The sequence below is a fragment of the Rhizobium sp. AN80A genome, assembly GCF_030053015.1.
Classification (GTDB): Bacteria; Pseudomonadota; Alphaproteobacteria; order Rhizobiales; family Rhizobiaceae; genus Rhizobium; species Rhizobium metallidurans.
This window is the reverse complement of record NZ_JASJPX010000003.1, coordinates 2,114,164-2,139,382: the sequence shown is the minus strand read 5'-3', so window position 1 is coordinate 2,139,382 and position 25,219 is coordinate 2,114,164. Positions and strand designations below refer to the sequence as shown.

At 61.1% G+C, this 25,219-nt stretch carries 19 protein-coding genes and 1 pseudogene; 12 read left to right on the top strand and 8 right to left on the bottom strand.

What is annotated here, in order from left to right; all coding sequences use genetic code 11:
- Positions 1–2 precede the first annotated feature (2 nt).
- The gene (locus tag P3R82_RS22155) at positions 3–1,052 is read right to left on the bottom strand and encodes a type III polyketide synthase (protein WP_283195358.1); all 1,050 of its coding nucleotides are present in this window, start codon (positions 1,050–1,052) and stop codon (positions 3–5) included.
- A 200-nt stretch (positions 1,053–1,252) separates the two neighbouring features.
- On the opposite strand from P3R82_RS22155, the gene P3R82_RS22150 reads away from it, so the two are divergent.
- From P3R82_RS22150 to P3R82_RS22140, 3 genes are read left to right on the top strand one after another with little or no spacing between them, the layout of a single operon-like run.
- Positions 1,253–1,798, top strand: coding sequence for a tetratricopeptide repeat protein (locus P3R82_RS22150; RefSeq protein WP_283195357.1), 546 nt, complete (start codon positions 1,253–1,255; stop codon positions 1,796–1,798).
- A 39-nt stretch (positions 1,799–1,837) separates the two neighbouring features.
- Positions 1,838–2,443 carry an RNA polymerase sigma factor gene (locus P3R82_RS22145; RefSeq protein WP_283195356.1) on the top strand — a complete coding sequence of 202 codons (606 nt, stop codon included), beginning with the start codon at positions 1,838–1,840 and terminating at the stop codon, positions 2,441–2,443.
- Positions 2,440–3,228 carry an anti-sigma factor gene (locus tag P3R82_RS22140; protein ID WP_283195355.1) on the top strand — a complete coding sequence of 263 codons (789 nt, stop codon included), beginning with the start codon at positions 2,440–2,442 and terminating at the stop codon, positions 3,226–3,228. The genes P3R82_RS22145 and P3R82_RS22140 overlap by 4 nt, the downstream gene beginning before the upstream one ends.
- 252 nt (positions 3,229–3,480) lie before the next feature.
- Here the strand turns inward: P3R82_RS22140 and P3R82_RS22135 are convergent, their stop codons facing one another.
- Positions 3,481–3,645: a hypothetical protein gene (locus P3R82_RS22135; protein WP_283195354.1), complete on the bottom strand. Its 165-nt coding sequence runs from the start codon at positions 3,643–3,645 to the stop codon at positions 3,481–3,483.
- Positions 3,646–3,895: 250 nt separating this feature from the next.
- Positions 3,896–5,965, bottom strand: coding sequence for an ATP-dependent helicase (locus P3R82_RS22130; protein WP_283195353.1), 2,070 nt, complete (start codon positions 5,963–5,965; stop codon positions 3,896–3,898).
- A 217-nt stretch (positions 5,966–6,182) separates the two neighbouring features.
- On the opposite strand from P3R82_RS22130, the gene P3R82_RS22125 reads away from it, so the two are divergent.
- Positions 6,183–7,805: an ABC-F family ATP-binding cassette domain-containing protein gene (locus P3R82_RS22125; RefSeq protein WP_283195352.1), complete on the top strand. Its 1,623-nt coding sequence runs from the start codon at positions 6,183–6,185 to the stop codon at positions 7,803–7,805.
- 241 nt (positions 7,806–8,046) lie between these two features.
- Here the strand turns inward: P3R82_RS22125 and pepT are convergent, their stop codons facing one another.
- The 3 genes and pseudogenes from pepT to P3R82_RS22110 form a co-directional block, all read right to left on the bottom strand.
- Positions 8,047–9,279, bottom strand: coding sequence for a peptidase T (gene pepT, locus P3R82_RS22120; RefSeq protein ID WP_283195351.1), 1,233 nt, complete (start codon positions 9,277–9,279; stop codon positions 8,047–8,049).
- A gap of 44 nt (positions 9,280–9,323) precedes the next feature.
- Positions 9,324–10,052: a response regulator transcription factor gene (locus P3R82_RS22115; RefSeq protein ID WP_283195350.1), complete on the bottom strand. Its 729-nt coding sequence runs from the start codon at positions 10,050–10,052 to the stop codon at positions 9,324–9,326.
- Positions 10,049–12,016: pseudogene (locus P3R82_RS22110) on the bottom strand (DUF4118 domain-containing protein); the annotation flags it as partial. The pseudogene P3R82_RS22110 and the gene P3R82_RS22115, both read right to left, overlap by 4 nt.
- A gap of 296 nt (positions 12,017–12,312) precedes the next feature.
- Here P3R82_RS22110 and P3R82_RS22105 point away from each other — a divergent pair.
- The 4 genes from P3R82_RS22105 (at position 12,313) to P3R82_RS22090 (ending at position 16,022) form a co-directional block, all read left to right on the top strand.
- Positions 12,313–13,833, top strand: a complete 1,521-nt coding sequence (locus P3R82_RS22105; protein ID WP_283195349.1) for a CDP-glycerol glycerophosphotransferase family protein — start codon at positions 12,313–12,315, stop codon at positions 13,831–13,833.
- Between the two features lie 2 nt (positions 13,834–13,835).
- Positions 13,836–14,510 carry an HAD family phosphatase gene (locus P3R82_RS22100; protein WP_283195348.1) on the top strand — a complete coding sequence of 225 codons (675 nt, stop codon included), beginning with the start codon at positions 13,836–13,838 and terminating at the stop codon, positions 14,508–14,510.
- A complete protein-coding gene (locus P3R82_RS22095; protein WP_283195347.1) occupies positions 14,486–15,151 on the top strand; it encodes an NTP transferase domain-containing protein in 666 nt (221 codons plus the stop codon). The genes P3R82_RS22100 and P3R82_RS22095 overlap by 25 nt, the downstream gene beginning before the upstream one ends.
- Before the next feature lie 136 nt (positions 15,152–15,287).
- Positions 15,288–16,022 (top strand): class I SAM-dependent methyltransferase, encoded by a 735-nt coding sequence (locus P3R82_RS22090; RefSeq protein ID WP_283195346.1) that lies wholly within the window; start codon positions 15,288–15,290, stop codon positions 16,020–16,022.
- A 22-nt stretch (positions 16,023–16,044) separates the two neighbouring features.
- Here P3R82_RS22090 and P3R82_RS22085 read toward each other — a convergent pair whose 3' ends face one another.
- Both P3R82_RS22085 and P3R82_RS22080 read right to left on the bottom strand, forming a co-directional pair.
- A complete protein-coding gene (locus tag P3R82_RS22085; protein ID WP_283195345.1) occupies positions 16,045–16,452 on the bottom strand; it encodes a type II toxin-antitoxin system death-on-curing family toxin in 408 nt (135 codons plus the stop codon).
- A complete protein-coding gene (locus P3R82_RS22080) occupies positions 16,442–16,585 on the bottom strand; it encodes a hypothetical protein (protein WP_018898523.1) in 144 nt (47 codons plus the stop codon). Before P3R82_RS22080 ends, P3R82_RS22085 begins: the two co-directional genes overlap by 11 nt.
- 659 nt (positions 16,586–17,244) lie before the next feature.
- Here P3R82_RS22080 and P3R82_RS22075 point away from each other — a divergent pair.
- The 4 genes from P3R82_RS22075 to P3R82_RS22060 all read left to right on the top strand — a co-directional run bounded on the left by P3R82_RS22075 (position 17,245) and on the right by P3R82_RS22060 (position 25,135).
- Positions 17,245–18,180 carry a patatin-like phospholipase family protein gene (locus tag P3R82_RS22075; RefSeq protein WP_283195344.1) on the top strand — a complete coding sequence of 312 codons (936 nt, stop codon included), beginning with the start codon at positions 17,245–17,247 and terminating at the stop codon, positions 18,178–18,180.
- 10 nt (positions 18,181–18,190) lie between these two features.
- Positions 18,191–19,078, top strand: a complete 888-nt coding sequence (locus P3R82_RS22070; RefSeq protein ID WP_283195343.1) for a nucleotidyltransferase — start codon at positions 18,191–18,193, stop codon at positions 19,076–19,078.
- A 12-nt stretch (positions 19,079–19,090) separates the two neighbouring features.
- Positions 19,091–20,851 carry a diadenylate cyclase gene (locus P3R82_RS22065; protein WP_283195342.1) on the top strand — a complete coding sequence of 587 codons (1,761 nt, stop codon included), beginning with the start codon at positions 19,091–19,093 and terminating at the stop codon, positions 20,849–20,851.
- 672 nt (positions 20,852–21,523) lie between these two features.
- On the top strand, positions 21,524–25,135 hold the full coding sequence (locus P3R82_RS22060; protein WP_283195341.1) for a DUF3427 domain-containing protein: 3,612 nt from the start codon (positions 21,524–21,526) through the stop codon (positions 25,133–25,135).
- Positions 25,136–25,219: the final 84 nt, after the last annotated feature.

Here is a 25,219-nt window from a genome sequence, read left to right as displayed (position 1 = left end):
CGTCAGGCCCTCGTCAACGTCACGCAGCTGGCCGAAAAACCCGGCCCCATCGCGATCATGGCCGCCCGCTCGGGCAATCCCTGGCGCAGCACCCGCTCGAGCACGAAAAGCACCGTCGGAGACGACATGTTGCCATATTCCTCAAGCACCGCCCGCTCATGGTCGAGCGCCGAGGATGGGATCGACAAAGCGGTCTCCAGCGCCGCCAGAACGCGTGCCCCGCCGGGATGGCAGATGAAGCGGTCGATATCCGCGCGCCTCAGCCCGTTGCGATCAAGAATGCCGTCGATCGCCGGACCCAGCTCCTTCTCCGCGAAGGGCGGAAGCGATTGCGCCAGCACGATGCCGAAGCCGGTATCGTCGATCTTCCAGCCCATGATGCCGAGCGTATCGGGAAACAGATGCTCTCCGGTGGATTCGACCGCGGCAAGCCCCTCCGGTCCAGCCCGCAAGACGCAGGCCGCCGCACCATCGCCGAACAGCGCCGTGGCGATGATATTCGCCCGCGTCAGCTCGTCCAGCCGGAAGGCCAGCGTGCAGAGCTCGATAGAGACAAAGAGCACGGTCGCGCCGGGCCGCGCCTTGGCGAGCCGCGCCGCGATCGCGAAGCCGGAAACGCCGGCCGCGCAGCCGAGGCCGAACACCGGTAGGCGCTCCACATCCGTCCGAAACCCGATCTCGGAGGCCAGCTGCGCATCGAGGCTGGGGGTCGCGATGCCGGTCGAGGAGACCGTGACGATGCAGTCCACATCGGCTCCGCCGAGGCCAGCCTTATCGAGCGCCGCCGTCACGGTCAGCCGAAACAGGCTGCGTGCCTCCTCCTGATAGGCCTGCATCCGATCTTCCCAGCCGTGCGGCTCGGTGAACCATGCAAGCGGCCGCGCGGCATGACGGGTGCGGATGCCGGCATTGGTAAAAACGGGCGCGAGATGCGCGAAGTCTTTGAGCCGGCTGGAAAACAGCCGTGCCGACGTCTCCGCGGCTTCCTCCTGCGTGATGACATGCAGTGGCGCCGCGGTGGCGAGGCTGAGTAGTTTGACGGTGTCGTTCACGAAAATGCTCCTGTTCGTCCCCCGGCGCACGCGGAGCAAACACGCCAGGCCGGGCTTTATTCGCCAATCGCTCTCACGAAACGGTGATCGGAAAAATCGGGACACCCGCCGAATAAACCCGCCGGCTGCGGTGTTCATTCGCCGCAACCCTGTCCTCAAGACCAACCGTGTCTCAGACATTGTCCCGAAGGAGATATTCCATGACCTCAGCAACCTCTCGGATTGCATCCGTCCTGATCAGCGGCGCGATCGCGACCTTCGCGTTCACCGCGCCTGTGTTCGCCGCCGGCGGCGACGATAGCGGCGGCTCCACCACGCCCACCTGCAAGAAGGGTGAGGTCTATGACAAGAAGACGCAGAAATGCGTCAAGCAGTCGGGCGCCAACATCACCGACGAGAACCGCACCGAATACGCCTATTCGCTGGCCAAGGCCGGCCGTTACGACGAGGCGCTGGCCATGCTCGACACGCTGAAGGACCAGAACACCGCCGAGGCCCTGAACTATCGCGGCTACGCGACGCGTAAGCTTGGACGCACGGATGAGGGCATCGGCTACTATCTGAAGTCGGTCCAGCTCGATCCGCAATATGCCAAGGTCCGCGAATATCTCGGCGAAGCCTATGTCATCAAGGGTCGCATCGATCTCGCCAAGGAGCAGCTCGGCACCATCAAGACGCTGTGCGGCACGAGTTGCGAGGAATATCGCGATCTCAACGAAGCGATCACTAATCCGTCGAAGATCTGAGGAGCGGGAACGCCCGATAATGTGACGAGGAACATGCCGATGGTCGTCGCCTACACGACATTTCCTGCCTATAGTCACGCCAACAAGACCGCGCCGGCTCGCCCGGCGCGGTCTTCGGCAAACCCCGTGGCGGAGGCGGCCATCGCAAGCGAATCCGATATCAGGAGCGGTCTGACGGAAAACCTGTCGCGGCTCTGGCGCTACGGTCTCGTGCTCTCGCATCGCCGCGATGTCGCCGACGATCTGGTGCAGCAGACCTGCGTGCGCGCTCTCGAGAGGGCCGCGCAGTTTCAGGCGGGCACCCGGCTCGACCGCTGGCTGTTTGCCATTCTGCATTCGATCTGGCTCAATGAAATCCGCTCGCGGCGGGTCCGGCAAGGGCAGGGCTTCGTCGATGCCGAGCAGGCGCTCGTCGTCGATGGCGCGCGTGAAACGGAGACGCATGTCATGGCCGCGCAGGTGCTTCGTCTCGTCGGCGCGCTGCCCGACGCGCAGCGTGCCGCGGTCTTCCTGGCCTATGTCGAGGGCCTGTCTTACAAGGAGGTGGCCGCTGTGCTCGATATTCCGATCGGCACCGTCATGAGCCGGCTCGCCGCCGCCCGCGCCGCGCTGGCCGGCAATCTGAAAGAGGAGGGCGGACGATGACCGACAAGACCACGATCCCCTCTGACGAAGAGCTGACCGCCTATCTCGATGGCGAACTGCCACCCACCGAGGCCGCGCGCCTCGAAGCACTCCTGGAAACGGACGCCGAGCTGGCCGCCCGCCTTGAATTCCTGTCGCGCGCCAGCCTGCCCTTCGCGCAGGCCTTCGATCCGCTGCTGTCGCAGGCGCCGAAGACCGAGCTCGAAGCCATCCTCTCGCGTCTCTCCGCCACACCAGTGGCAACGCCGGCCCCCAGCCGCCGTCGCTTTATCGGCGCGCTCGCCGCCTGCTTGGTTGCCGGCGTCATAGCCGACCGCGCCTTCATCGGCGTGAGCCGACAACTCGCTGCTACCGATGAAAACAGCGAATGGCGCGCCACGGTCGCCGAATACATCGCGCTCTACACGCCGGAAACGCTGGCCGGCCCGGTGCCGTCGCTTGCGTCGCAGCAAGCGCAGCTGGCGGCGGTCGAAGCAAGGCTCGGGCTCAGCCTTTCGCCGGAAGCCGTGGCGCTATCGGGCATCGATTTCAAGCGGGCGATGCTTCTGCAATATGACGACAAGCCGCTCGCCCAGCTTGCCTATCTCGACCCCGAGACAGGCCCCCTGGCACTCTGCATCGTCCGCTCCGACGATGGCGCCAGACCGCCCAACGTCGAAGCCCGCAAGGGCATGAACGTCATCTACTGGTCGGATAAGACGCATGCCTTCATGCTGATTGGCCATGCGTCGCTGGAACGGATGAAGGTGTTGGCGGGGGATGTGAGGATGCAGTTGGCTGCTTGAGGGGGACGGTGTTGGGCGTTGTGCCGCGTGGCACCCCCTCTGTCCTGCCGGACATCTCCCCCACAAGGGGGGAGATCGACTCGCGGAGAGGTTTACGCCAAACGTTGAGGTGGATGCGAGCGGTTAAGCCCAGCCAATCTCCCCACCTGTGGGGGCGATGCCCGGCAGGGCAGAAGGGCGCGCCCCGCGGCAAAACGCCAAATCTAAGAGACATCAAATAATTAGCTGGCAGACTCAGCGCCCGAGGCCCCCTCATCCGACGCTTTTGACATCATGCTCTTGAAGAAAGGCGTCGAGCCGCTTCAGGCCCGCCGCGTCGTAGGTGACCCGCAGCCGCGCGTCACCGGGATGGATGGCGATGTCGAGATGGCTTTTGCCGACATCGATTCCGGCACAGATCATGCTATCATCGGTCATCTTCGTCGTCCCTGTCTTGGATACGAACCCCAAGGTTCCTGCAACCACACGGGCCTGATGAAGAGCCGGTTGCGATCCTGCTCCCCACAGCCCCTGACGGCTGAGAAGGTGACGATCCGACAACCAGCTGCCGGGCGGGTGGCCACCCGCCCGGCAGAAACAACTATCTCATATTTTGATCATCCAAGAAGGTGCCGGCAGGCGGATGAGGGGGCCAACCGCACAACGTCAACTGTCCCCCAAACACACCCTACCGCCACATCGTCCGCATCCGCGCCGCGACATCCACCCTTATCTGCTGCGTGCTCCGCTCCGAAGGCGTCGCCGCCACCACCGGCCATGCCGCGGTCTCGAAATACTGCAGAAGCGTCACCGGAATGAACCGCGTGCGCGATGCATAGACATGCCGGTCGCCCTGGCCGTGCTGGCCGCTGGTGAAGAAGCGTTGCGGGGTGATCAGCGTCAGGCTGTCCTTGGCCCGCGTCATGCCGACATAGAGAAGCCGGCGTTCCTCCTCGATCTCCTGCGTCGTGCCGACGGCGAGGTCGGAGGGGATGCAGCCGTCGACGACGTTGAGCATGAACACCGCCCGCCACTCCTGCCCCTTGGCCGAATGGATGGTGGAGAGGATGAGATAATCCTCGTCGAGCAGCGGCACGCCTGCCTGATCGCTGGTGGCGTCGGGTGGGTCCAGCGTCAGCTCGGTGAGGAAGCGCTCGCGGTTGGCATAGCCGGAGGCAATCTGCTCGAGCTGCAGGAGGTCGGCCTTGCGGGTGTCGGCGTCTTCGTGGATGCGGTCGAGATGCGGTTCGTACCATTCGCGCGCCTGTGCGATCTCGGCCGGCCATGGCCCGTTCGCCTTGCGCAGCCCCTCCAGCAGCTGCACCAGCGCCGGCCAGTTTTCACCGGTCTTGGCCGGCGGCGGGATTTCGGCGAGCGCCATCAGCGGCTCGGGGTCGGCGGCGATCGTGTCGAGGATCTTGCCCGCCGTCTGCGGTCCGATCCCCGGCAGCATCTTCAACAGGCGGAAGCCGGAGACCCGGTCGCGCGGGTTCTGCGCGAAGCGCAGGATCGCCAGCATGTCCTTCACATGCGCCGAATCCAGGAATTTCAGCCCGCCAAATTTCACGAAGGGAATGTTGCGTCGCGTCAGCTCCACTTCGAGCGCGCCGCTGTGCGAGGAGGTGCGAAACAGCACCGCCTGCTGCTTCAGCGTCATCCCGATTTCGCGATTGGCGAGCACCTGCTCGACGATGTAGTTCGCCTGGTCGTTCTCGTCCTTGACGGTCAGCAGCTTCGGCCGCTCCTCGGATTGCCGGTCGGTCCAGAGGTTCTTGGTGAAGCGCTCGCGCGCCAGTTCGATGACACCATTGGCGGCCGCAAGGATCGTCGTCGTCGAACGATAGTTGCGGTCGAGAGTGATGATATCGGCCGGCGGCTCGAAGGTCTTGGGGAAATCGAGAATGTTGCGGATCGTCGCGGCGCGGAAAGAGTAAATGGACTGCGCGTCGTCGCCGACAACGGTCAGCCCGCGCCCACCGGGCTTCAGCGCCATCAGCACCGAGGATTGCAGCCGGTTGGTATCCTGGTACTCGTCCACCATCACATGATCGAAGCGCCCGCCGATATCTTCAGCCAGTTCCGGATCGCTCACCATCTGCGCCCAGTAGAGCAGGAGGTCGTCGTAATCGAGCACGTTCTGCGCCTGCTTGGCCTCGACATAACAGGCAAACAGCTCGCGCAGCTGCTCTTCCCAGGTCGCCACCCACGGATACCAGGTCTTCAGGACCTCGGAGAGCGGCGTCTCGGAATTGACGGTGCGCGAATAGATCGCGAGACACGTCCCCTTGGTCGGAAACCGGCTTTCGGTCTTCGAGAAGCCGAGCTCATGCCGGATGAGGTTCATCAGGTCGGCGCTGTCTTCCCGGTCGTGAATCGTGAAATCGACATTGAGGCCGATCTGCTCGGCATAGATGCGTAGCAATCGCGCGCCGATCCCATGGAAGGTGCCGGCCCAGGTCAGCGCGTCGGTCATCACGGCGGAATTGGCGCCGAGCACCTGCCGGCAGATGCGCTCGACGCGCCGCGCCATCTCCGACGCCGCCCTGCGCGAGAAGGTCATCAACAGGATGCGGCGCGGATCGGCGCCGTTGACGATCAGATGCGCCACCCGGTGCGCCAGCGTGTTGGTCTTGCCCGATCCGGCGCCGGCGATGATCAGCAGCGGACCGCCCGTCGTATCCGGTCCCTGACCGACCCCATGCTCCACGGCAAGGCGCTGCCGATCGTTCAGTTTCTCGAGATAGGCCGCCGCCTGCATCTATTCTTAAGCCTCTAGCATACGCGCCGCGATGGAAACGCGACTCGGGAACAAATATGGAACGTATCAGTGCTCCCTGATGTTTGGAAGTCCCGCCTGGCTGTCACCACAGGGAAACGGACTCGACCGAACATTTGGTGCACTGCGGAAAACGGGCGACATATCAGGTCTTGCGTGGCATAAGGGCGCCGAAAACCTGTTTTGGACCACGCTTCCCATGATCCGCATCGAAAATATCAGCAAGCAGAACAGCCACCGCATCCTCTTCATCGAGGCCTCGGCGGCGCTCAACAAGGGCGAGAAGATCGGCCTCGTCGGCCCCAACGGCGCCGGCAAGACGACGCTCTTCCGCATGATCACCGGCGAGGAGCAGCCCGACGAGGGCAATGTCGCCGGTGAAAAGGGCCTCACGATCGGCTATTTCAACCAGGATGTCGGCGAAATGTCGGGCCGCAGCGCCGTGGCCGAGGTCATGGAGGGGGCAGGCCCCGTCAGCGTTGTCGCCGCCGAGCTGCGCGAACTCGAAGCCGAGATGGTCGATCCCGACAAGCTCGACGAGATGGACCGCATCATCGAGCGCTACGGCGAGGTGCAGGCGCGCTACGAGGAGCTGGACGGCTACGCGCTCGAGGGCCGCGCCCGCGAAGTGCTCGATGGTCTGAGCTTCACCCAGGAAATGATGGACGGCGATGTCGGCGGCCTCTCCGGCGGCTGGAAGATGCGCGTGGCGCTCGCCCGCATCCTGTTGATGCGCCCCGACGTCATGCTGCTCGACGAGCCGAGCAACCATCTGGATCTCGAAAGCCTGATCTGGCTGGAAGAGTTCCTGAAGAACTATGACGGCGCGCTTTTGATGACATCGCACGACCGCGAGTTCATGAACCGCATCGTCGGCAAGATCATCGAGATCGATGGCGGCCAGCTCACCTCCTATTCCGGCGACTATGCCTTCTACGAGCAGCAGCGCGCCCAGAACGAGAAGCAGCAGCAGGCGCAGTTCGAGCGCCAGCAGGCCATGCTTGCCAAGGAAATCAAGTTCATCGAACGCTTCAAGGCGCGCGCCAGCCACGCGTCGCAGGTGCAGAGCCGCGTCAAGAAGCTGGAAAAGATCGACCGTGTCGAGCCGCCCAAGCGCCGCCAGTCGGTCGCCTTCGAATTCCTTCCCGCGCCGCGCTCCGGCGAAGACGTTATCAACCTGAAGAACGTCCACAAGAAGTACGGCAGCCGCACGATCTATGAAGGCCTCGACTTCATGGTTCGCCGTAAGGAACGCTGGTGCATCATGGGCATCAATGGCGCCGGCAAGTCGACGCTGCTGAAGCTGGTCACGGGCTCCACCGAGCCGGATCAGGGCACGGTTGCGCTCGGCGCCAGCGTCAAGCTCGGCTATTTCGCCCAGCACGCCATGGACCTGCTCGATGGTGAACGCACGGTTTTGGAATGGCTGGAGGATAGTTTCCCGCTGGCGGGCCAGGCGCCGCTGCGGGCGCTTGCCGGCTGCTTCGGCTTTTCCGGCGACGACGTCGAAAAGAAGTGCCGGGTTCTGTCGGGTGGCGAAAAGGCACGTCTCGTCATGGCCAAGATGCTGTTCGACCCGCCCAACCTGCTCGTCCTCGACGAGCCAACCAACCACCTGGATCTCGACACCAAGGAAATGCTGATCAAGGCGCTGTCGCAATACGAGGGCACCATGCTCTTCGTCAGCCACGACCGTCATTTCCTGGCGGCGCTGTCCAACCGCGTGCTGGAACTGACACCCGATGGCATCCATCAGTACGGCGGCGGCTACACTGAATACGTCGAACGCACCGGGCAAGAAGCGCCGGGTCTGCGAGGATAATGGAAGGGGTGGGGCGGTACGTCCTCCTCACTCTCCCTCATCCCGGCCTTGTGCCGGGATCCAGCCGGCCCAAGTCCTTGGGCCGAGAAGAGTCTTTTCACGGCGCAGACGCGCCGTGGCTGGATTCCTGTGACATCGCCCGGACGAAGTCTGGGCACAGGAATGAGGGCGGAGAGTGGGGCCGCCCTATCGCCACTAGAGACCGAACGGAAGCGGAAACGTTCCTGTTATGCGCGGGCGCTTACGCCCGCTCCTCCCAAACCCTGGCAATCTCCACGATCGTCTTGGCCGCCCGCTCCATGTCCTGACGGCTCACCCATTCGAGCGGCGAATGAAACGCGTGGCCGCCGGCGAAGATGTTGGGGCAGGGCAGGCCCATGAAGGAGAGGCGCGAGCCGTCGGTGCCGCCACGAATGCTGCCGCGCTTCGGTTCCATCCCGGCACGGCGGATGCCCTCGATGGCGTTTTCGACGATGTCGGGGTGCCGGTCGACCACTTCCTTCATGTTGCGATACTGCTGTTTGACCTCGAACGTGTAGGTCGAGCCCGGATAGCCGGCCATCACTTGCCTGACGATCGCTTCCAGCATCTCTTCCTTGGCCGTCAGCCCCGCATTGTCGAAATCGCGGATGATCAGCCCGATCTCGGCCTTCTCCATCGAGCCGGTCACGCCGGTCGGATGGATGAAGCCCTGCCGGCCCGATGTCGTCTCGGGGCCGATATCCCTCGGCAGCCGGTCGATGATCGCGCCGGCGATCCTGATGGCGTTTTCCATCTTGCCCTTGGCGAAACCAGGATGGATCGCCACGCCCTGGATGGTGATCTCGACGCCGTCTGCCGAAAACGTCTCGTCCTCGATATGCCCGGCCGTCGAACCGTCCATCGTGTAGGCGAAATCGGCGCCAAGCTTCTCTAGGTCGACCTTGTCGACACCGCGGCCGATCTCTTCGTCCGGCGTGAACAGGATCTTGATCGTGCCGTGCTTGATATCGGGGTTGGCGATGAGGAACGCAGCCGCCGTCATGATCTCGGCGATCCCCGCCTTGTCGTCGGCGCCGAGCAGCGTCGTTCCGTCGGTGGTGATGATGTCGTTGCCGATCTGGTTCTTCAGTTCCGGATGCTCGCTCACCCGGATCACCTGCTGCTGATCGCCGGTCAGCCTTATATCGCCGCCTTCGTAGTTGCGCAGGATCCGTGGCTTGACGTTGGTGCCGCTGAAATCGGGCGCCGTGTCCATATGCGAGCAGAAGCAGATGACGGGCACCTGCTTGTCGGTATTCCCGGGAATGGTCGCGTAGATATAGCCGCGCTCGTCGAGATGCGCGTCCGAAAGCCCGATCGCCAGCAATTCCTCGACCAGCACGCGCCCGAGATTCCTCTGCTTTTCGGTGGAGGGCTGGCTCGGCGATTGCGGGTCGGATTGGGTGTCGATGACGACATAGCGCAGGAAGCGGTCGGTAACGGTATCGGTCATGATGCGGTCCATTCGTCTTTTTCAACCGATCACTGCTCTATCCCTCATCGGCCCTCTGGTGAAGCACTTTCGCTGTCAGGCAGGTCGGCCTCGCGCAGCCGGTAGCCGACGCCGGTTTCGGTGGTGATGTAGTGCGGTTGGTCGGGTGTCGCCTCGATCTTCTGCCTCAACTGGCGCACATAGACGCGCAGATACTGCACATCCGCCGCCGGTCCCCAGATCTGCTTCAGCATGAACTGATGCGTCAGCACCTTGCCGGAATATTGCGCCAGCACCCGCAGGATGTCGTATTCCTTCGGCGACAGTTTGATCTCGCGCTCGTCCACCTTGACGATCCGTTTGACGAGGTCGATCGACAGCCCGCCGGTGCGAAACACCGCCTTTTCGCCCTGCTGCTGCAGCCGGTGGCGCAGCGCCACGCGGATGCGGGCGCCGAGCTCGTTCATGCCGAACGGCTTGGTCACGTAGTCGTCCGCGCCCGTCTCCAGCGCCTTGACGATCCCGCCTTCATCCGTGCGGCTGGAGAGGATCACGACGGGTGTCGCCAGCCCCTGTTCGCGCCATTCGCCAAGCAGGGCGTGGCCCGGCGTGTCGGGAAGTCCGAGATCGAGCACGATGAGATCGGGGCTGACATCGCCGACACGGGCGCGCGCTGTCGCCGCGTCCGGCGCCTCATGCACCTCGTACCCCTGCGCCGTCAGGCCAACGCGGAGCAGCTTGCGGATAGGGGGCTCGTCATCGACGACGAGGATTTTCACGGGCGAGCCGCTCATGTCATGTCTTCCAGCTTCGTGATGTCATTCGTGATCTCTTGCGGGCGCGGCAGCCTGATGGTGAAGACGGCGCCTGACCGGTCGGGCCGGTTCGCGGCGGTGATGGTGCCGCCCATCGCCTCGACGAAGCCGCGGCAGATGGAAAGGCCAAGCCCGGTGCCGGCCCGCACCCGGTCGCCCTTGCGTACCCGGTAGAAACTGTCGAATACGCGGTCGAGATCATCGCTGGGAATGCCCGGCCCGCTGTCCGAGACCTGAACCATGACGTCGCCGGTGCCGATCCCAGTCCCGGCCCAGCCCTTGATCTCGACGGCGGAGCCCTCGGGCGCATATTTCGCGGCATTGTCGAGAAGGTTGAACAGCACCTGCTCGAAGAGAACGGGATCGAGCCTGACAGTCGGCAGGTCCGCCGGAATGGTCACCTGCGCGCGGTGATGCGAAAGGATCTTCGCCGCGCGGCGCAGCGCGCTTCCGACGATGTCGCCGACATCGTTCAGCGCCGAATTCGGTTCCATCGCCCCGGATTCGATCCGGGTCATGTCGAGCAGGTTGGCGATGAAGCGGTTCAGCCGTTCGGATTCGTCGACCACGGTGGAAAGCAGATCCGCGCGATCCTCCTCGCTCATCGAGGCGAAATAGTCGCGCAGCGTGGTGGACGCGCCGAGCACGGCGGCAAGCGGCGTCTTCAGATCGTGCGAGATCGAGGTCAGCAGCGCCGAGCGCAGCCGGTCGGCCTCGGCGGCGAGCTTCGCCCGGTCGATATCATCGACCAGCTGGATGCGCTCGATCGCCAGCGCCGCCTGGTCCGCCAGCGCATCAAGCAATCGTTGTTCTCCCGGCGTCAGGAGCGGCCCGTCGCGGCTGTCGCTGTCGAGCCCGATCACGCCGACGGTGGCGCGCCCGGTGCGCAGCGGCACATAAAGCCGCCTGGCGCCCGGTATCGTATCGGCGCCGCGCCCGGCGGCTTGGTTGTTCTCCAGGGCCCAACGAGCAGCGGCGATATCGGCCTCGTCGAGCCTGTCGCCGGGCGGATAATCGGCCTTTGCCGCGATGGTGCCGTTCTCCGGCAAAAGCACCACGACCCGTACCTGAAGCATCGAGGCCAACTGAGAGACCGTGGCCGAGAGTACGTCGCCGAGCGTGCCGGTGGCGGCGAGCTTCCTCGAAAAGAGATAGAGATCCTCGGTGTCGCGCGCCCGCTGCCGCGCCGCCGTCGCCTGCCGCTGCACCGTCGCCGTCAGGTTGCTGGCGATGATCGCGACGCCGAGAAAGAAGAAGAACGCCAGCACGCTTTCCGGGTCGTTGATCGTCATCGTGTAGCGCGGCGGCAGGAAGAAGAAGTTGAAGGCAAGCGCCCCAAGCAGGCAGGAAAACAGCGCCGGCCGCAGCCCATGCAGCACCGCCGAGGTCAGCACCGCCATCAGGAACACCAGCGCCAGATTGCGCACGTCGAGGACCTGGTCGAGCACGATGCCGGCCAGAAGCGCGATCAGCACATAGACGATCGCCAGCAGATACGCCTTGAGATCGAAGGCCGGCCGCGCCACGGCCGCCTTGACGCCGCGACGCGCGATATCCTTGCGCTCGTCGCCCGCAATGACGTGAACGCTGATATCACCCGCCCTGCGCACCAGGCGATCGGCCACCGACGGCGAGAACCACGCCCGCTGCTTCGGCGCGCCGATGACGATGTGGGTTATGGCGTTCGAGACGGAATAACGGATCAGCTCCTGCGCCGTCTCGCGGCCGGCAATGGTGATTGCCTCGCCGCCGAGCTGTTCCGCCAGCCGAAGATTGGCGGCGAGCGTATCGCGTTCGGCCTCGCCGAGGTTGATCGAGCGGTTGGTCTCGACATAGACGGCCACCCAGGGCGCTTTCAGTCGCGCGGCCATCTCGGCGCCATCACGCAGCAGCGACGCCGAGGCCGGATGGTGATCGACCGATACCAGCAAGCGGCCGCCTGACCGAGGTTCGGCTGTGGCGGGCGCATCCTGATCGTTCAGCACATGGTCGTCCACTTCGGCTCGCTGTTTTCCCGGCAACAATCGCGGCAATGGGTCCGGCTCGGATGCCCGCGTTTTCTCACTCATAGAAGCATCGAGCGTGTCATTCAACGCCGCGGCATCGGCCGTTCGTCAGCCGGGATCGCGCGGGTCTTGCTGGCCAGTTTGGCGAAAGCTTCCAGCCATAGAGTTCGCGGATAAAGACACAGTTGCGCGTTCGGCTGAATGCCGTTCTTGAATGTACGAAGGCGATCTGAATGCCCACGACCGAGCCAAGCAATTCTTCGGCCAAGACCCTTGCCGAATTGGCATCGTTGAAGGCGCAAGTCGAAGAGCTGACGCAGCGCATCGACACCCAGGGCTCGGTCCAGTTCGAAATCGCCAAGCTGCTGCAGACATTCCATTCCCAGCTCACGGCCCTGCCGCAGCAGATGAGCGAGATCGTCAGGACGGCGATCGAGGTCAACAACCACGACAAGGTGCCGCTCACCAAGGAAGTCCTGACCAAGTTCGATTCCAGGCTTGGCGGCATGGGCGTGAACCTGCATGTCCTGAAGCAGGTGAGCCAGCTGACGCTGCGCCGACTTGGCCCCGCGACGCCGAAGATCCGATGCGTGTTCATCGTCCAGTCGATCCCGATGTGGGATGCGCTGGCCGACGTCTATTGGGCGATGACCCAGGATGATCGCTACCACCCGATGGTCGTGTCGATCGACAACAGCCAGCTCGGACGGGGCGAATTCAGCGGCGAGGACGAAGTGCATGCCGGGCTGAACGCGCTCGGCGTCCCGCACATCCGCCTCGACATGCATTCCTTCGATGCGCTCGACATCCTGCGCAACCTGATGCCCGACGTGGTGTTTCGCCAGCAGCAGTGGGACTCTCCCGTGCCGCATGGTCTGCGAACGATGGAGATCACCTTCGCCCGCATCTGCGTCGTGCCCTATGGCATGGGCGTGCTCGCCAATCCGGATGCGAAGGGTGAGGACGACGAAGCCTACGCCGACAATTACGACCAGCAGTATCACCGCCTCGCCTGGAAGATCTTCTGCGAGACGGAGATGACGCAGTCCTACTACCGCTCCTTCGCCCATTCCGATCCCGATAAGTTCGTGCTTTCGGGCTACCCCAAGCACAACAAGCTGATGGAAGCGAAAGGCAAGGGTGAGTGGCCTATCGCCGAGCCGAACGGCCGCGCCTTCCGCGTCATCTGGGCGCCGCATCACTCGCTGGCCGTCCATGGCGAGGGCTTCGGCGTTTTCCATAAGATATACAAGCAGATGCTGGATTGGGCCAAGTCGGCCAAGGACATCCATTTCGTGCTGAAGCCGCATCCCGCGCTGGCCTTCGGCGCCGAGCAGAGCGGCCTTTTCCGCGATAATTCCTATCAACGCTATCTCGATGCCTGGTCGGCGCTGCCCAACTGCGCCATTCGCGAAGGCACCTATGGCGAGCTGTTCGAGGCGTCCGATCTGATGATCACCGACGGCGTCTCCTTCCTGACCGAATATCATCTCTTCGAGAAACCGCTGATCTTCATCGATTCCGGCGTCCACGCCGCCTTCAACGCGCTGGGCCGGCTGGCCGAACGCGCCGCCCACCGCGTCGAGACCTTTAACCAGCTGCGCCAGGTGGCGCTTGACTACAAGGACGGCAAGCCCTGGCAGCTGGTGAAGGAGCGCGAGGAGCTTTTGAAGGTGCTGCTTCCGCACGCCGAGCCGGCCTCCAGCATCATTCTCGATTCCATCGCAGCCGATATCCAGACGTCGAGGTCCTGAGCATGTACCGCGCGCAACAACATGCGTTGACACCATCCGCCGCGACCGACACGGCCGCACTTCCCGGCCACAAGCGGGGCACCGGCTTCGCCTTCGATCTCGATGGCACGATCACCCGCGCCGAGCTCCTGCCGATGATCGCCTCCGAGCTGGGCCTCGAGGCCGAGATGCGGCTTTTGACCGAGCTCACCATGTCCGGGCTGATCCCCTTCGAGGATTCCTTCCGTCTGCGCTTCGCCATCCTGCGCAGCGCCGGTCTCGACCGCATCCAGTCGATCGTCTCCGAGGTCGAGTTCGATCCCGATATCGAGCAGTTCATCCGCCAAAACCGAGATCGCTGCTTCGTCGTCACGGGCAATCTCGACCTCTGGATCGCGCCGCTGGTCGAGCGCCTCGGCTGCCGCTTCTACACCTCCACCGCCACGACCGACAAGGACGGCTGGATCACCTGCCTCGACACGGTCATGCGCAAGAACGTCGCCGGCCTGGAACTCAAGGAGGAGTTCGACCGCCTCGTCGCCATCGGCGACGGCTTCAACGACGTGCCGCTCTTCGACGTCGCCGATATCGGCATCGCCTTCACCGGCCTGCATGGCGCGCCCGACGCGCTGGTCTCCGTTTCCAACTATGTCGCTCTCGATGGGAAGTCGCTATGCCGTCTGTTAAACACGCTGTAATCGCGGCGGCCGGCCTCGGCTCGCGGCTGGGCCATGGCAAGCCGAAGTGCCTGGTCGAGATCGAAGGCGTCAAGATCATCAAGCACCTGCTGTCGCTGCTGAAGGATGTCGAGGATGTTCGTGTCATCGTCGGCTTCGAGGAAAAGGCAGTCATCGCGGCGATCCGCGCCATCCGCCCGGATGTGCTCGTCGTGCGCAACCCCGGCTTCCGCAGCACCACCACGCTGCACAGCTATGAGCTCGGCGGCCGCTACATCAAGGGCGATTGCCTGTTCATGGATGGCGACATGCTGGTCGAGCCGGAAAGTTTCGCAGCCTTCCTTGCATCGTGCGAACCCGGCGTGGCGCAGCTCGGCATCACCAGGACCAAGACCCGCGACGCCGTGTTCCTGACGCGCGAGGATGGCCATGCCGTAAGCTTCCGCCGCGACGACCCGACCGAATATGAATGGGCCAACATCGCCTGGCTGCCGGTCGATTACTTCGCCGATATCGGCAACACGGCGGTCTATGAGCATCTGAGGCAGTTCCTGCCGATCCGCACCCATGAAGTGATCGCCTACGAGATCGACAGCGAGCAGGATCTGGCGCTGGCGCGGGACAATCTCCACTACTTCAATCTGCAGGCGCTGGCCGGCTGAGGCATGTCGCGCAAAAGCGAGCAGCGGTCTTGCGCCACCGACATGCGATAAAACAAACAAGGGCTTGAAGCGGGACGAGCCGATCCTTGCGGATCGCGACACCCTTCAGGCAAACAGTCACGAAACGGAACCGAGCATGAGCCGCATATACAAGGATCAGGAAAGCATCGACGTCCTCAAGGTCCGCGATTTCTTCAATGGTCGCGCCAGGAAGGAAGGCAATGCCGTCAACGCCGTGATGCTGCAATCCGAGGGTTCGACGATCGCCGTCGACCGCGACATCCACGAGAAGACCCACCTCCTGCCGCGCCTCGAGCGCCCGTCGAAGATCCTCGAACTCGGCTGCGGCGCCGGCCGCCTCGCCACCTTCTACAACAACAACGGCAACCAGTATCTCGGCTTCGATTTCTCCGAGGAACTGATCGCCCGCGCCAAGGCCGAGATCGGCGACGACGAGAACGTCCAGTTCCAGGTCGTCGAAATCCCCCGGATCGCGGTCGAGGACTTCCAGCTGCAACCGCCCTTCGATTTCTTCCTGATCACCGGCCTCTTTATCTACCTCAACGACGAAGCCGTCCACGACACCTTCAAGATGATCGCCAAGCTCGCGGCCCCGAACGCCACGATCTACCTCCGCGAATCCCTCTCCGAACTCGACGTCCGCCTGACGCTGAAGGAGCATTTCTCCGAAGAACTCGACGAAGTCTACAACGCCATCTACCGTACGACGGCGGAACTGACCGAGGTGATGGCTGACACGCTGGTGGAGGCGGGGTTCGCGTTCGAGGTCTGCGGCGAGTATGCGTTCCCGCCGGCTCTGCGGAACAGGGCGGAGACGGCGCAGCGGTATTTTACGCTGCGGCGGGGGTGAGGGGAGACTTCAGTCCGACGTGTTATTCCATGCCGGGTGCTGGAATAATGTAGTCGGCGAGATAGGTCTCAAACTCGCGGGTTGTTCGGTCCCGCTCGACAAGCTCAAGGAACACGACCGCCATGAGTTCATGATCGGCGTCTGGATGAATATCCCATCCGTTTGCGTTCAAGAACAGAAATCCGGCATCGAATCCGGTGCGTTTGTTCCCTTGCTCGAATGCATGAGCCATCGCAATGCCCTGCATGTACGAGACGGCAAGCATCAAGGCATCAGGTTCTTCGTAAGCCCATAGATTTCGAGGACGCATCAGCGCACCCTCCAACCTGTCGGGAAACAGCAACGCGTGGTTTTCACCCGTGTCTATGGTATTTGCGAGATTAATTCTTACGATGATTTCGGCGGGTAGCCAAATAGGTTCACTTCGCAAGGATCGCGTGAACCTTCGGGAAGCGTGTCATAGCCGTCGAAATGAGCTTGTCGTAGTCAACCGGAGCCTGCGAAGGACGCACGTCAAACGTCTTCCGAGTCTCGTTGGTCTTGGTGACTTTTACGGCGCTCATGGTTTCGCCCTTTCTTGCTCACACCCTTTTACCATCGGCATCAGAGCGATGCAAATGATTCACCGTGACGATAGACCGCCGGATGCGGTAGCGGTTCCGCTATCGCCTTGGTGAAGCCGTGCGGTCACGGCAAAATCTAGCACTTATAATCCGCGCTAAGTGTATGAATTTATTGGTGAGAAAAATTTGGCTGGGGAACCTGGATTCTCACATGATTTCAATAGCTTAGTTTAAAAGCCTTGAAATTCCCTCTGTTTTCCAATCGCGAGCGACCGTGGATGCCACCTTTGTGCCCTGGCTCTGGGCATCAGTCAACTAGACGGTCTAACGGCGATAATTTCCGCTTCGGACCTCAAGTTTGCGGTGAGGCAGCCTTACAGCGACCGGCAGCTTTGCGCCCTCATCGCGGACATACAGGAAAGCGGCTCCGCGCTTCTAAAGCGGACTCTCCGGCTGAAGCATGCAAGTGACTGCTTTGCGCCTTCCTGTCAGTCTTAGAGGTGAACGTTGTCGCAATGAGCGCCTTTATTCTTGAGGCTTTCCTTTGTGCAGTGCGGCAGAAAATGTCTGGGACAAAGTAACCCAGGATTAGCTGACGCCCTTTTGCTATCCAGCATGGGCTTCTATAGATCAGAGGTTGATTTCCTTTGGGGGCATCCGTGGAGGACCTAGCTACCGATAAATACTTTCGCGTCCTGACCTTGGATGGAGGTGGAGCGAAGGGCTTCTACACCTTGGGCGTGCTTCACGAAGTCGAGGCCATGCTAGGCAAGCCGATTCATGAGGCGTTCGACCTCATTTTCGGAACCAGTACCGGCGCGATCATCGGCACGCTCCTAGCCATCGGTACGCCGGTCTCGAAAATCCACGAACTTTATCGGGAACACGTGCCGGACGTAATGCGCCCCAAGGACAAGGCGCGTCGGTCGGCGGCCTTGAAAGAGCTGGGCGATGCGATTTTCAAGAAGCGGAAGTTCAACGCGGTGAAGACCGGCTTGGGTGTGGTCGCGACCAAGTGGGTGATGGAAACACCCATTATTTTCAAGTCCAACCCAAAACAGGCTCACGGCCGCGCGGCGAGCTTCGTTCCCGGTTTCGGCTGCACCCTGAGCGACGCAGTGCAGGCGTCCTGTTCTGCCTACCCCTTCTTCACGAGACGGCAGCTCAAAATCAACGGCGATGAGCTTCTGCTGCTGGATGGTGGGTTCTGCGCGAACAACCCGACGCTGTACGCGATCGCAGATGCCGTCCGCGCGTACAAGGTGCCCCACGACCGCATCAAGGTCTTGAACGTCGGCGTGGGCGATTATCCTGTTCCACGCGTGAAGAAGTTCACGAAGGCATGGTTCATCTCTTGGGCGGAGGAAGCCGAGCTGATTCAGAAAACCTTCAACTTCAATGCCCAGTCGATGGAGCAGCTTCGCCGCATCCTCTTTCCCGACGTCGATACCGTCCGCGTCAGCGAGGCATTCACCGAACCGTCAATGGAGACCGACCTTTTCGAATACGACCTGTCCAAGCTCGACCTGATTCACACCCGCGGCCGGGAGTCATTCGGCAAGCAGGAAACAGCCATCAGGAAGCTTCTGCTTTAGCGGAGACCTCATGCCTATATCAGACGAGCAGCTTCAGACGTGGTCCCATCACGGATCCGTTACGCAGTCCAAAGCTACCCACGACGCTATCAGAGCTGTTCTGAACAGCCCCGAGTCGCCGTATTACCTTAGATCGTTCGACGACTTCCTTCAGGGGTCGTACGCGAATGACACGAACATCTATGCGGACAGCGACGTCGATATCGTAATCCGCCTCACCTCGACGTTTTACCACAATACCGGAGATCTTCAGTCGAGCGAGCAGTCGGCATACCAACGCGACCGCGTTCCCGCTGACTACGAACTGTCAGACTTCAAGAGAGACGTTGCCGCTTGGCTTAGCCGGCACTATGGCGGTGTCACGGTAGGCAATAAGGCGATTTTCGTTCCGGGAAGCGGCAACCGTCGGGATGCGGATGTGCTCGTTTCAGCCGAGCACCGGCACTACACGTCATATTCGGGGTTCATGGGGCCGCAGTATAAGGAAGGCATTGTATTCGAGACCACAAGCGGCCGTCGCATCGTCAATTACCCGCGTCAGCACCGGGAGAACCTGTCGAACAAGAACCAAGCGACGGGTTCTTGGGTGAAGAGGATAGTCCGAGTCTTCAAGAACATGCGAAACCGCATGATCGAGGAAGGCTATCTGGGTGCCGGGGTAGCGCCCTCGTACTTCATCGAAGGCCTTCTCTATAACGTCCCGAACAATCAGTACGGCTACAGCCACCTGATGTCGGTGACCAACTGCCTCAATTTCATTCAAAACTCTAAAAAGGATGATCTGACGTGCGCGAACGAGCTTCACTGGCTTGTGCGCGATTACCAGGACGTTTGCTGGTCGATCGCGAACTATGAAACCTTCCGCACCAGCCTCAGACTTTTCTGGAACAATTACTGACGGTTTTTGGAAGTGGGTCTGCTGAAGCAGTGGCCTGGTTTTTTAGGAGAAGAAGTGAAGCGGGACACTATCAATCTCTTCATGTGGGGGTACCAATCCCATTTTCGGTTCAGCCTCGAATACCTGGCCAAACGCGTCTTCGAGTTGATTGGCGCCGATATTGAGCCCAAGGCGTTGCTGGTGGGTCTGAGGCGACCTGAGCTCCCGACCGGGCACCCCGTCTGCATCGAGCCCGAGAACGGTGAATGGCCGTTGGCGCTGTTCGAGCGGATCACGGACGAGGTGAACGAGGCCCTCACTGATCATCCCATGCACCGCGTGTATTATGGTGATGACATATCCATGCGAGAAAAGCCGGATAATATCCGGCGCCTGACGATTGCAAAGCAGGTGCAGAGTCGGCTTGATGTCGAGGGACGTAAGCAGGGCCGCCGCACATTCTGCGGCACGCCTTACCGCGTCGGCGACTATGACGTCGTTTGTGCTCTGCAGGTGCCGGAGCACTTGTTCCGACAGCATCCCTCATTCGAGGCGATTTGGAACCGAGAGCCCAATGAGGCGAGCCTCGTCCACTCCTGCATTAGCCAAATTCTTGAAGAGGGTCGGCATGGCCTCATGCGACCAGAACCGGGGCGGCAAATTGGCGATGATGCGATGCGTTCCGCACCAGAGGTGATCAGGCGCGCTGCTGCCAGTTTCATGCGGACGCCGTTCATCGAAGGCAGGTTCGCAAATTGCGATATGTTTGATGCCATCAACGCCATTTCGCAGACGCATTATGAGGGGAAAGCGGGAGCGGGAAGACTGATTTTTGCGGCCGCGGAGGATCCTAATCTGAGCTTCGTGCTGAAGTTTGATCGCCCGGCGGCGCTGACGCAGACGCGCTGGGCACGAAAGCTATTGCAAATGGCAACATCGGAGGCGGCGCTCATAGCCGACTACAACACCATCGTTGGGATTGGAGACCTATCCGACGTCAGCACGCCGCCCTTTTCTGTGGATTTTTTAGGTCACGATCAGTGGGATCTCCGGCGAGGCGAGCAGGTGCTCATGCGTTGCCGCTTTGGTGAGGCGCGCCTGCCGCAGGAGACGATCGGCAAAGAACGCTTCATTGACAATATGCGTCGCGTCTTTGATTCGATCGACGAAGCCGCGATCGGCAGGTTCCGCACTGTCCTCGATATCTTGGCGCAGCTTCCTCACGGCGGCTCGCTGGTGATAGCGAGTGATGCAGCCAGTGAGGCCAAGCGCCTCGAGCGCCAGGGGACCGTCATCAGCCCCACGCCACTGAGCAGGGCGCTGATCGAGCGTGCAACGCTGATCGACGGGACGATCCTCGCTGACAAGAATAGCGTTTGCCATGCGATCGGCGTGATCCTTGATGGCCCTGCGTCGGTCGAGAGCACGCCGTCGCGTGGGTCGCGCTATAACTCGGCGGTTCGGTACGTCGCGGCGACCTCAATTCCGCGCATGGCGTTCGTCATTTCCGAGGACCGCACGCTCGACGTCGTGCCGCTTCTGCGACCGAGTGTCGAGCGGAGCAAAATCGAGCAGGCAGTTGCGGGCATCGCGAGCGCGACCAAGGCCACCTATCACAAATTTCGAGCCTTCCTCGATGACCATCGTTTCTACCTCAATGAGGAGCAATGCCTGACGGTCAACGAGGCTCTCGACCGTATCGAGGCGGAGCCGACTGAGATGGGCAAAGTCACTATTGTGACCCCACGGTTCAAGCCGCACCCCGCGTTCAACGAGAGCTACCTGAAAAACTGAGCTGTCGGGAGGCACGAGCGGCCGTCGCGCGAGTGACGTGCAAACTGACGAATTGGGGTTGGAAGAAGGTGGTAGTGGCATGCCTAGTGCCAGCTTATCGATGCCCGGGCTCCGAAACCGGACTGTCTGGAAACGGCCCCGTTGCAGTCATTAATCGCGGGTCCTCAGCCAACTTTGTAAGACTTGTTTGACCACCAGGGTTCGCCTTGAATAGGCGGCCCAGAGTTGCCCAAGCTTTTGAGAAGGCGTCGCTTTTTCGTGTGGAAATCGGTCGCAAATTTGGGTCGGAATATCGGTCTAAAAACGCCCGCCTCAGGGAACCTGGATTCTCACATGATTTCAATGACGTAACTAAAAAGTCTTGAAATTCCCTCTGTTTTACTGCCGCGAGCGACCGTGGATGCGACCTTTGTGCCCTGGCTTTGGGCCTCAGTCAACAGGAGGGGTATACCGGCAATAATTTCCGCTCTTGGGGCAAAGTTGTTGTCTGGCCGTCACCTTGTTAACGACCGCTCATTCCCTTCACAGCTTGCATTCCGGCCGCGTCTCAGAAGTGATCAGCGCGTCGGCAAGTTTGCGCGTAGTAATTTGAGTCGAAGCCGCCCCAATTCTCTTCCTTTGGTTGAACGCGCTTCCACCTCACGGTTTCACATTGAATGGCGCCTGAGCCAGGTGCCTAAAAACGCAGCGGGTTCTCAAAAATCATTGTGTGGAAAAGCTTCAGCGATCCTGGGATGCTTCGGCGATGCGGCCCATAGTTTGCCGATGATCCAATGCCCGTTCTGCACCGTCGAACTGAGCCGCACCGCCTTTATGGACGATCACGTCGTCGCCCGGTGGGACGCCTTCCCGGTGTCGCCAGGACATTTACTCGTCGTTCCACGACGGCATGCGGAGACATGGGACGATCTTTCAGCGGACGAGAAGCAGTCGATCTGGCAGAACATCGACAGGGCAAAAATTGAGATCGAACGAAAGCATAAGCCAGACGGGTACAACGTCGGGTTCAATCTAGCTGAAGCTGCAGGGCAGACGGTCTCCCATTTTCACCTGCACGTCATTCCGCGCTACAGGGGTGACGTCGACGATCCGAGAGGCGGCGTCAGGCACGTTATCCCGCACAAGGCCGACTACCTTGACCAGGAAGTGAGCAGCACCCGAGCGTTGAAGCGCTTGATCACTGGGGGAAGCGACCACCTTCTGCCCCATCTGATCATGCATATGGACGAGGCAAAAGCCTGCGACATCGCAGTAGCATTTCTGCTTGACAGCGGGGCCAGACTGATCGTCGAACATCTGAAAGATTTTTTAGCCCGTGGCGGAAGAGCCCGAATTCTCGTCGGCGACTACATGGACGTAACGGAGCCGATGGCGCTGCGGCGGTTAGCCGATCTCGATGGGGATCTGACTTTCCGGGTCTTCGAGGCTGCGGCACAAGGATTTCACCTCAAGACCTATATCTTTTTGTCGGGCAAGGAGGGCGTGGCATTCGTCGGCAGTTCGAACCTGTCGGAGGCGGCGCTGACCACATCCATCGAGTGGAACTACAAGGTCATCTCCAGCCACGACCGATCGGCCTTCCCCCAGATCACCAATGGCTTCGAAGACCTGTTTGATTCCTATAGTGCCGTCTCCGTCACCTCGGAGTGGATCAACCGCTATGAAAGCCGGAGAAATCCGCTAGGCTTCAAAGATGCTGGCTTGGCATACGAGCTGCCGCTGCCCCCTCCCGAACCCCACGCCATCCAACGGCAGGCCCTCGCAGCGCTCGAGCACACGCGGCAGGACGCGTTTACTGCGGGCCTTGTTGTGCTCGCTACCGGTCTTGGCAAGACTTGGCTGGCGGCCTTTGACAGCAATCGCCTCGAATATCGTCGCATCCTCTTCGTCGCCCATCGCGAGGAAATACTCAATCAGGCGATCGAGACATTTCGACGTGTGCGACCGACAGCTCGGATCGGAAGGTTGTCGGGCGATTACAAGGACACGGATGCCGATCTCCTTTTCGCCTCCGTTCAAACTCTCGGCAAGGTAAACCAGATCAAGCAATTTCGACCGGACACCTTTGACTATGTCGTCATCGATGAGTTCCATCATGCAGCAGCGACGACCTACCGCCGCATCATCGATTACTTCGAACCACAGTTTCTCCTCGGTCTAACCGCGACGCCCGAACGGAGCGATGGAGCTGATCTCCTCGGTCTTTGCCAGGAGAACCTCGTCTTCCAGGCCGGTGTCCATCTAGGGATTGAAGCCGGGCATCTCTGCCCCTTTCATTACTTCGGTGTCCCGGACAATGTCGATTACCGGAATATCCCCTGGCGTAGTGCCCAGTTCGACCTAACCGAGCTTACTGCCGCCGTCGCTACAGAAACGCGCGCGCAGAACGCGCTCGAACAGTATCGCTTGCGAGGTGGGACGAAGTGCATCGGTTTCTGCTGTTCCCAAACGCATGCCGATTTCATGGCCGACTTCTTCAACCAGCAGGGCGTCTCCGCTGTTGCCGTTCACGCCGGCGGAAATTCTGCACCGCGGGCTACTTCGCTGCAGAGACTGGAAGCGGGCGAACTGGACGTGGTGTTTGCCGTAGACATGTTCAACGAAGGCGTCGACGTCCCGAGCATCGACACCGTATTGATGCTACGCCCGACGGAATCGACCATCATCTGGCTGCAACAGCTCGGACGTGGGTTGCGAAAGTCTGCGAACAAGGACCGTCTGGTCGTCATCGACTATATCGGCAATCATCGCATCTTCCTCACGAAGCTCCGCGCGATCGCCTCGATTGCGAATGTTGATGCGTCGTCCAGCGGCCACATCCGGGAGCTTCTGGAAAAGCTCCAAGGCGATCAGATTAGTCTGCCAACCGGTTGCGAAGTGACCTACGATCTCGCGACGATCGACATATTGCGCACGCTGGTAAAACCGGCCAGTACCGAGAATGCGCTGGAAGATTTCTACCGCGACTTCTTGGAGCGGCATGGCGTCCGGCCCACAGCGTCGGAGGTTTTTCATTCCGGCAGCAATCCGAGAAGCAGCAGCGAACGCTCCTGGCTCGGCTTCGTGGTACGAATGCGCGGGTTGGACGATCTGGAGCGAGCGACCTGGTTGGAGCATGAGGATTTCTTCCGGGAAATGGAGAAAACCGAACTGACCCGGAGCTACAAGCTCATGACGATGTTGGCACTGTTCGACGGGGAGACCGTGCAGGATCGCTGCACCGTTGATGAGATTGTCGGGCGCGTTGCGCGCCTGGCCTTACGCATTCACAAGCTCCAGCAGGATTTCTCTGTCGATCTCGCGGATCGGAAAGCGCTTAGAGCGGTGCTACTCAAATTTCCGATAGATGTTCTGACGAAGCTGCGGGACAGCAACGGCACGCCCTATTTCGTTCTGGAAGGAGAGTTATTCGGGTTCGCGAGAGCGCCGAGTAGCAGGGAGACCTTTAGCCATCTGCTGCAGGAAATCCTCGATTGGCGTCTCGCGCAATATCTGAGCAGAATTGGAGGTCACAACGAGCTGGCGGACGCCGTCTGCCGCGTCGCGCGAAACGCGAGCGGACTGCCTATCCTGTTCCTCCCAACGACGTCCGGTGTGGCCCAGTTAGCAGAAGGTCCCTTGGATGTCGTCGTCGGTGGTCAGCCGATGGTGGCGACGGTTGGCAAGATTGCAATCAACGTTGTGCGAAGAGCCGGCGAGCCGTCCAACCAGTTGCCTACGATCTTGCGCGGATGGTTCGGCGACGATGCCGGGCTGCCTGGGAAAGGCGATCGTGTCCGGCTCCATTTCCAAAACAATACGTGGCGTATAGAGCCAATGAGTGCCCAAGGCCAGGCACAAGCCGGCCTTCAGCTTTGGGAGCGGTATTCACGCGAAGCCATCCCTCCAGCCTTCGGCTTGACCTTCGATCAGGCGACGTGGAACGCGGGCTTCGTGCCAAAACCGCCTCATATCTTCCTGCTGGTCACCTTAGAGAAGGAGGGGATGCTCGACGAGCACCGCTATGCCGATCACTTCATCTCTGCCACGGAATTTTCATGGCAAAGCCAAAACAGGACCAAGCAAGCGTCCAAGCATGGTGAGATGATCCGCGACCATCACGCGCTCGGCCTTCACATCCATCTGCTGGTTCGCAAGACGAAGAAGATCGGACCCAAGCCGGCACCATTCATCTACTGTGGCGAGGTGGACTTCGTAACCTGGACAGGCGAGATGCCCGTTACGGTGACATGGCGACTACGTGAGGCGGTGCCATCGATGCTTCTGTCACAAGTGAAGGTGTGAACGATCGCGCCGTTCCAGTTCAGTCAGACAAAATGGGTGCGTCAGGGTAATGAGAGGGGCCTTTCCTGTCTCCATCACCGCTTC

Excerpts from the sequence above, each read along its gene's own strand:
- pepT (WP_283195351.1), bottom strand. The coding sequence starts at position 9,279 with ATGACCGATACCGTTACCGACCGCTTCCTGCGCTATGTCGTCATCGAC.
- P3R82_RS22090 (WP_283195346.1), top strand. The coding sequence starts at position 15,288 with ATGAGCCGCATATACAAGGATCAGGAAAGCATCGACGTCCTCAAGGTC.
- P3R82_RS22150 (WP_283195357.1), top strand. The coding sequence starts at position 1,253 with ATGACCTCAGCAACCTCTCGGATTGCATCCGTCCTGATCAGCGGCGCG.
- P3R82_RS22130 (WP_283195353.1), bottom strand. The coding sequence starts at position 5,965 with ATGCAGGCGGCGGCCTATCTCGAGAAACTGAACGATCGGCAGCGCCTT.
- P3R82_RS22070 (WP_283195343.1), top strand. The coding sequence starts at position 18,191 with ATGCCTATATCAGACGAGCAGCTTCAGACGTGGTCCCATCACGGATCC.
- P3R82_RS22145 (WP_283195356.1), top strand. The coding sequence starts at position 1,838 with ATGGTCGTCGCCTACACGACATTTCCTGCCTATAGTCACGCCAACAAG.
- P3R82_RS22140 (WP_283195355.1), top strand. The coding sequence starts at position 2,440 with ATGACCGACAAGACCACGATCCCCTCTGACGAAGAGCTGACCGCCTAT.
- P3R82_RS22125 (WP_283195352.1), top strand. The coding sequence starts at position 6,183 with ATGATCCGCATCGAAAATATCAGCAAGCAGAACAGCCACCGCATCCTC.
- P3R82_RS22100 (WP_283195348.1), top strand. The coding sequence starts at position 13,836 with ATGTACCGCGCGCAACAACATGCGTTGACACCATCCGCCGCGACCGAC.
- P3R82_RS22115 (WP_283195350.1), bottom strand. The coding sequence starts at position 10,052 with ATGAGCGGCTCGCCCGTGAAAATCCTCGTCGTCGATGACGAGCCCCCT.
- P3R82_RS22095 (WP_283195347.1), top strand. The coding sequence starts at position 14,486 with ATGCCGTCTGTTAAACACGCTGTAATCGCGGCGGCCGGCCTCGGCTCG.
- P3R82_RS22135 (WP_283195354.1), bottom strand. The coding sequence starts at position 3,645 with ATGACCGATGATAGCATGATCTGTGCCGGAATCGATGTCGGCAAAAGC.
- P3R82_RS22105 (WP_283195349.1), top strand. The coding sequence starts at position 12,313 with ATGCCCACGACCGAGCCAAGCAATTCTTCGGCCAAGACCCTTGCCGAA.
- P3R82_RS22080 (WP_018898523.1), bottom strand. The coding sequence starts at position 16,585 with ATGAGCGCCGTAAAAGTCACCAAGACCAACGAGACTCGGAAGACGTTT.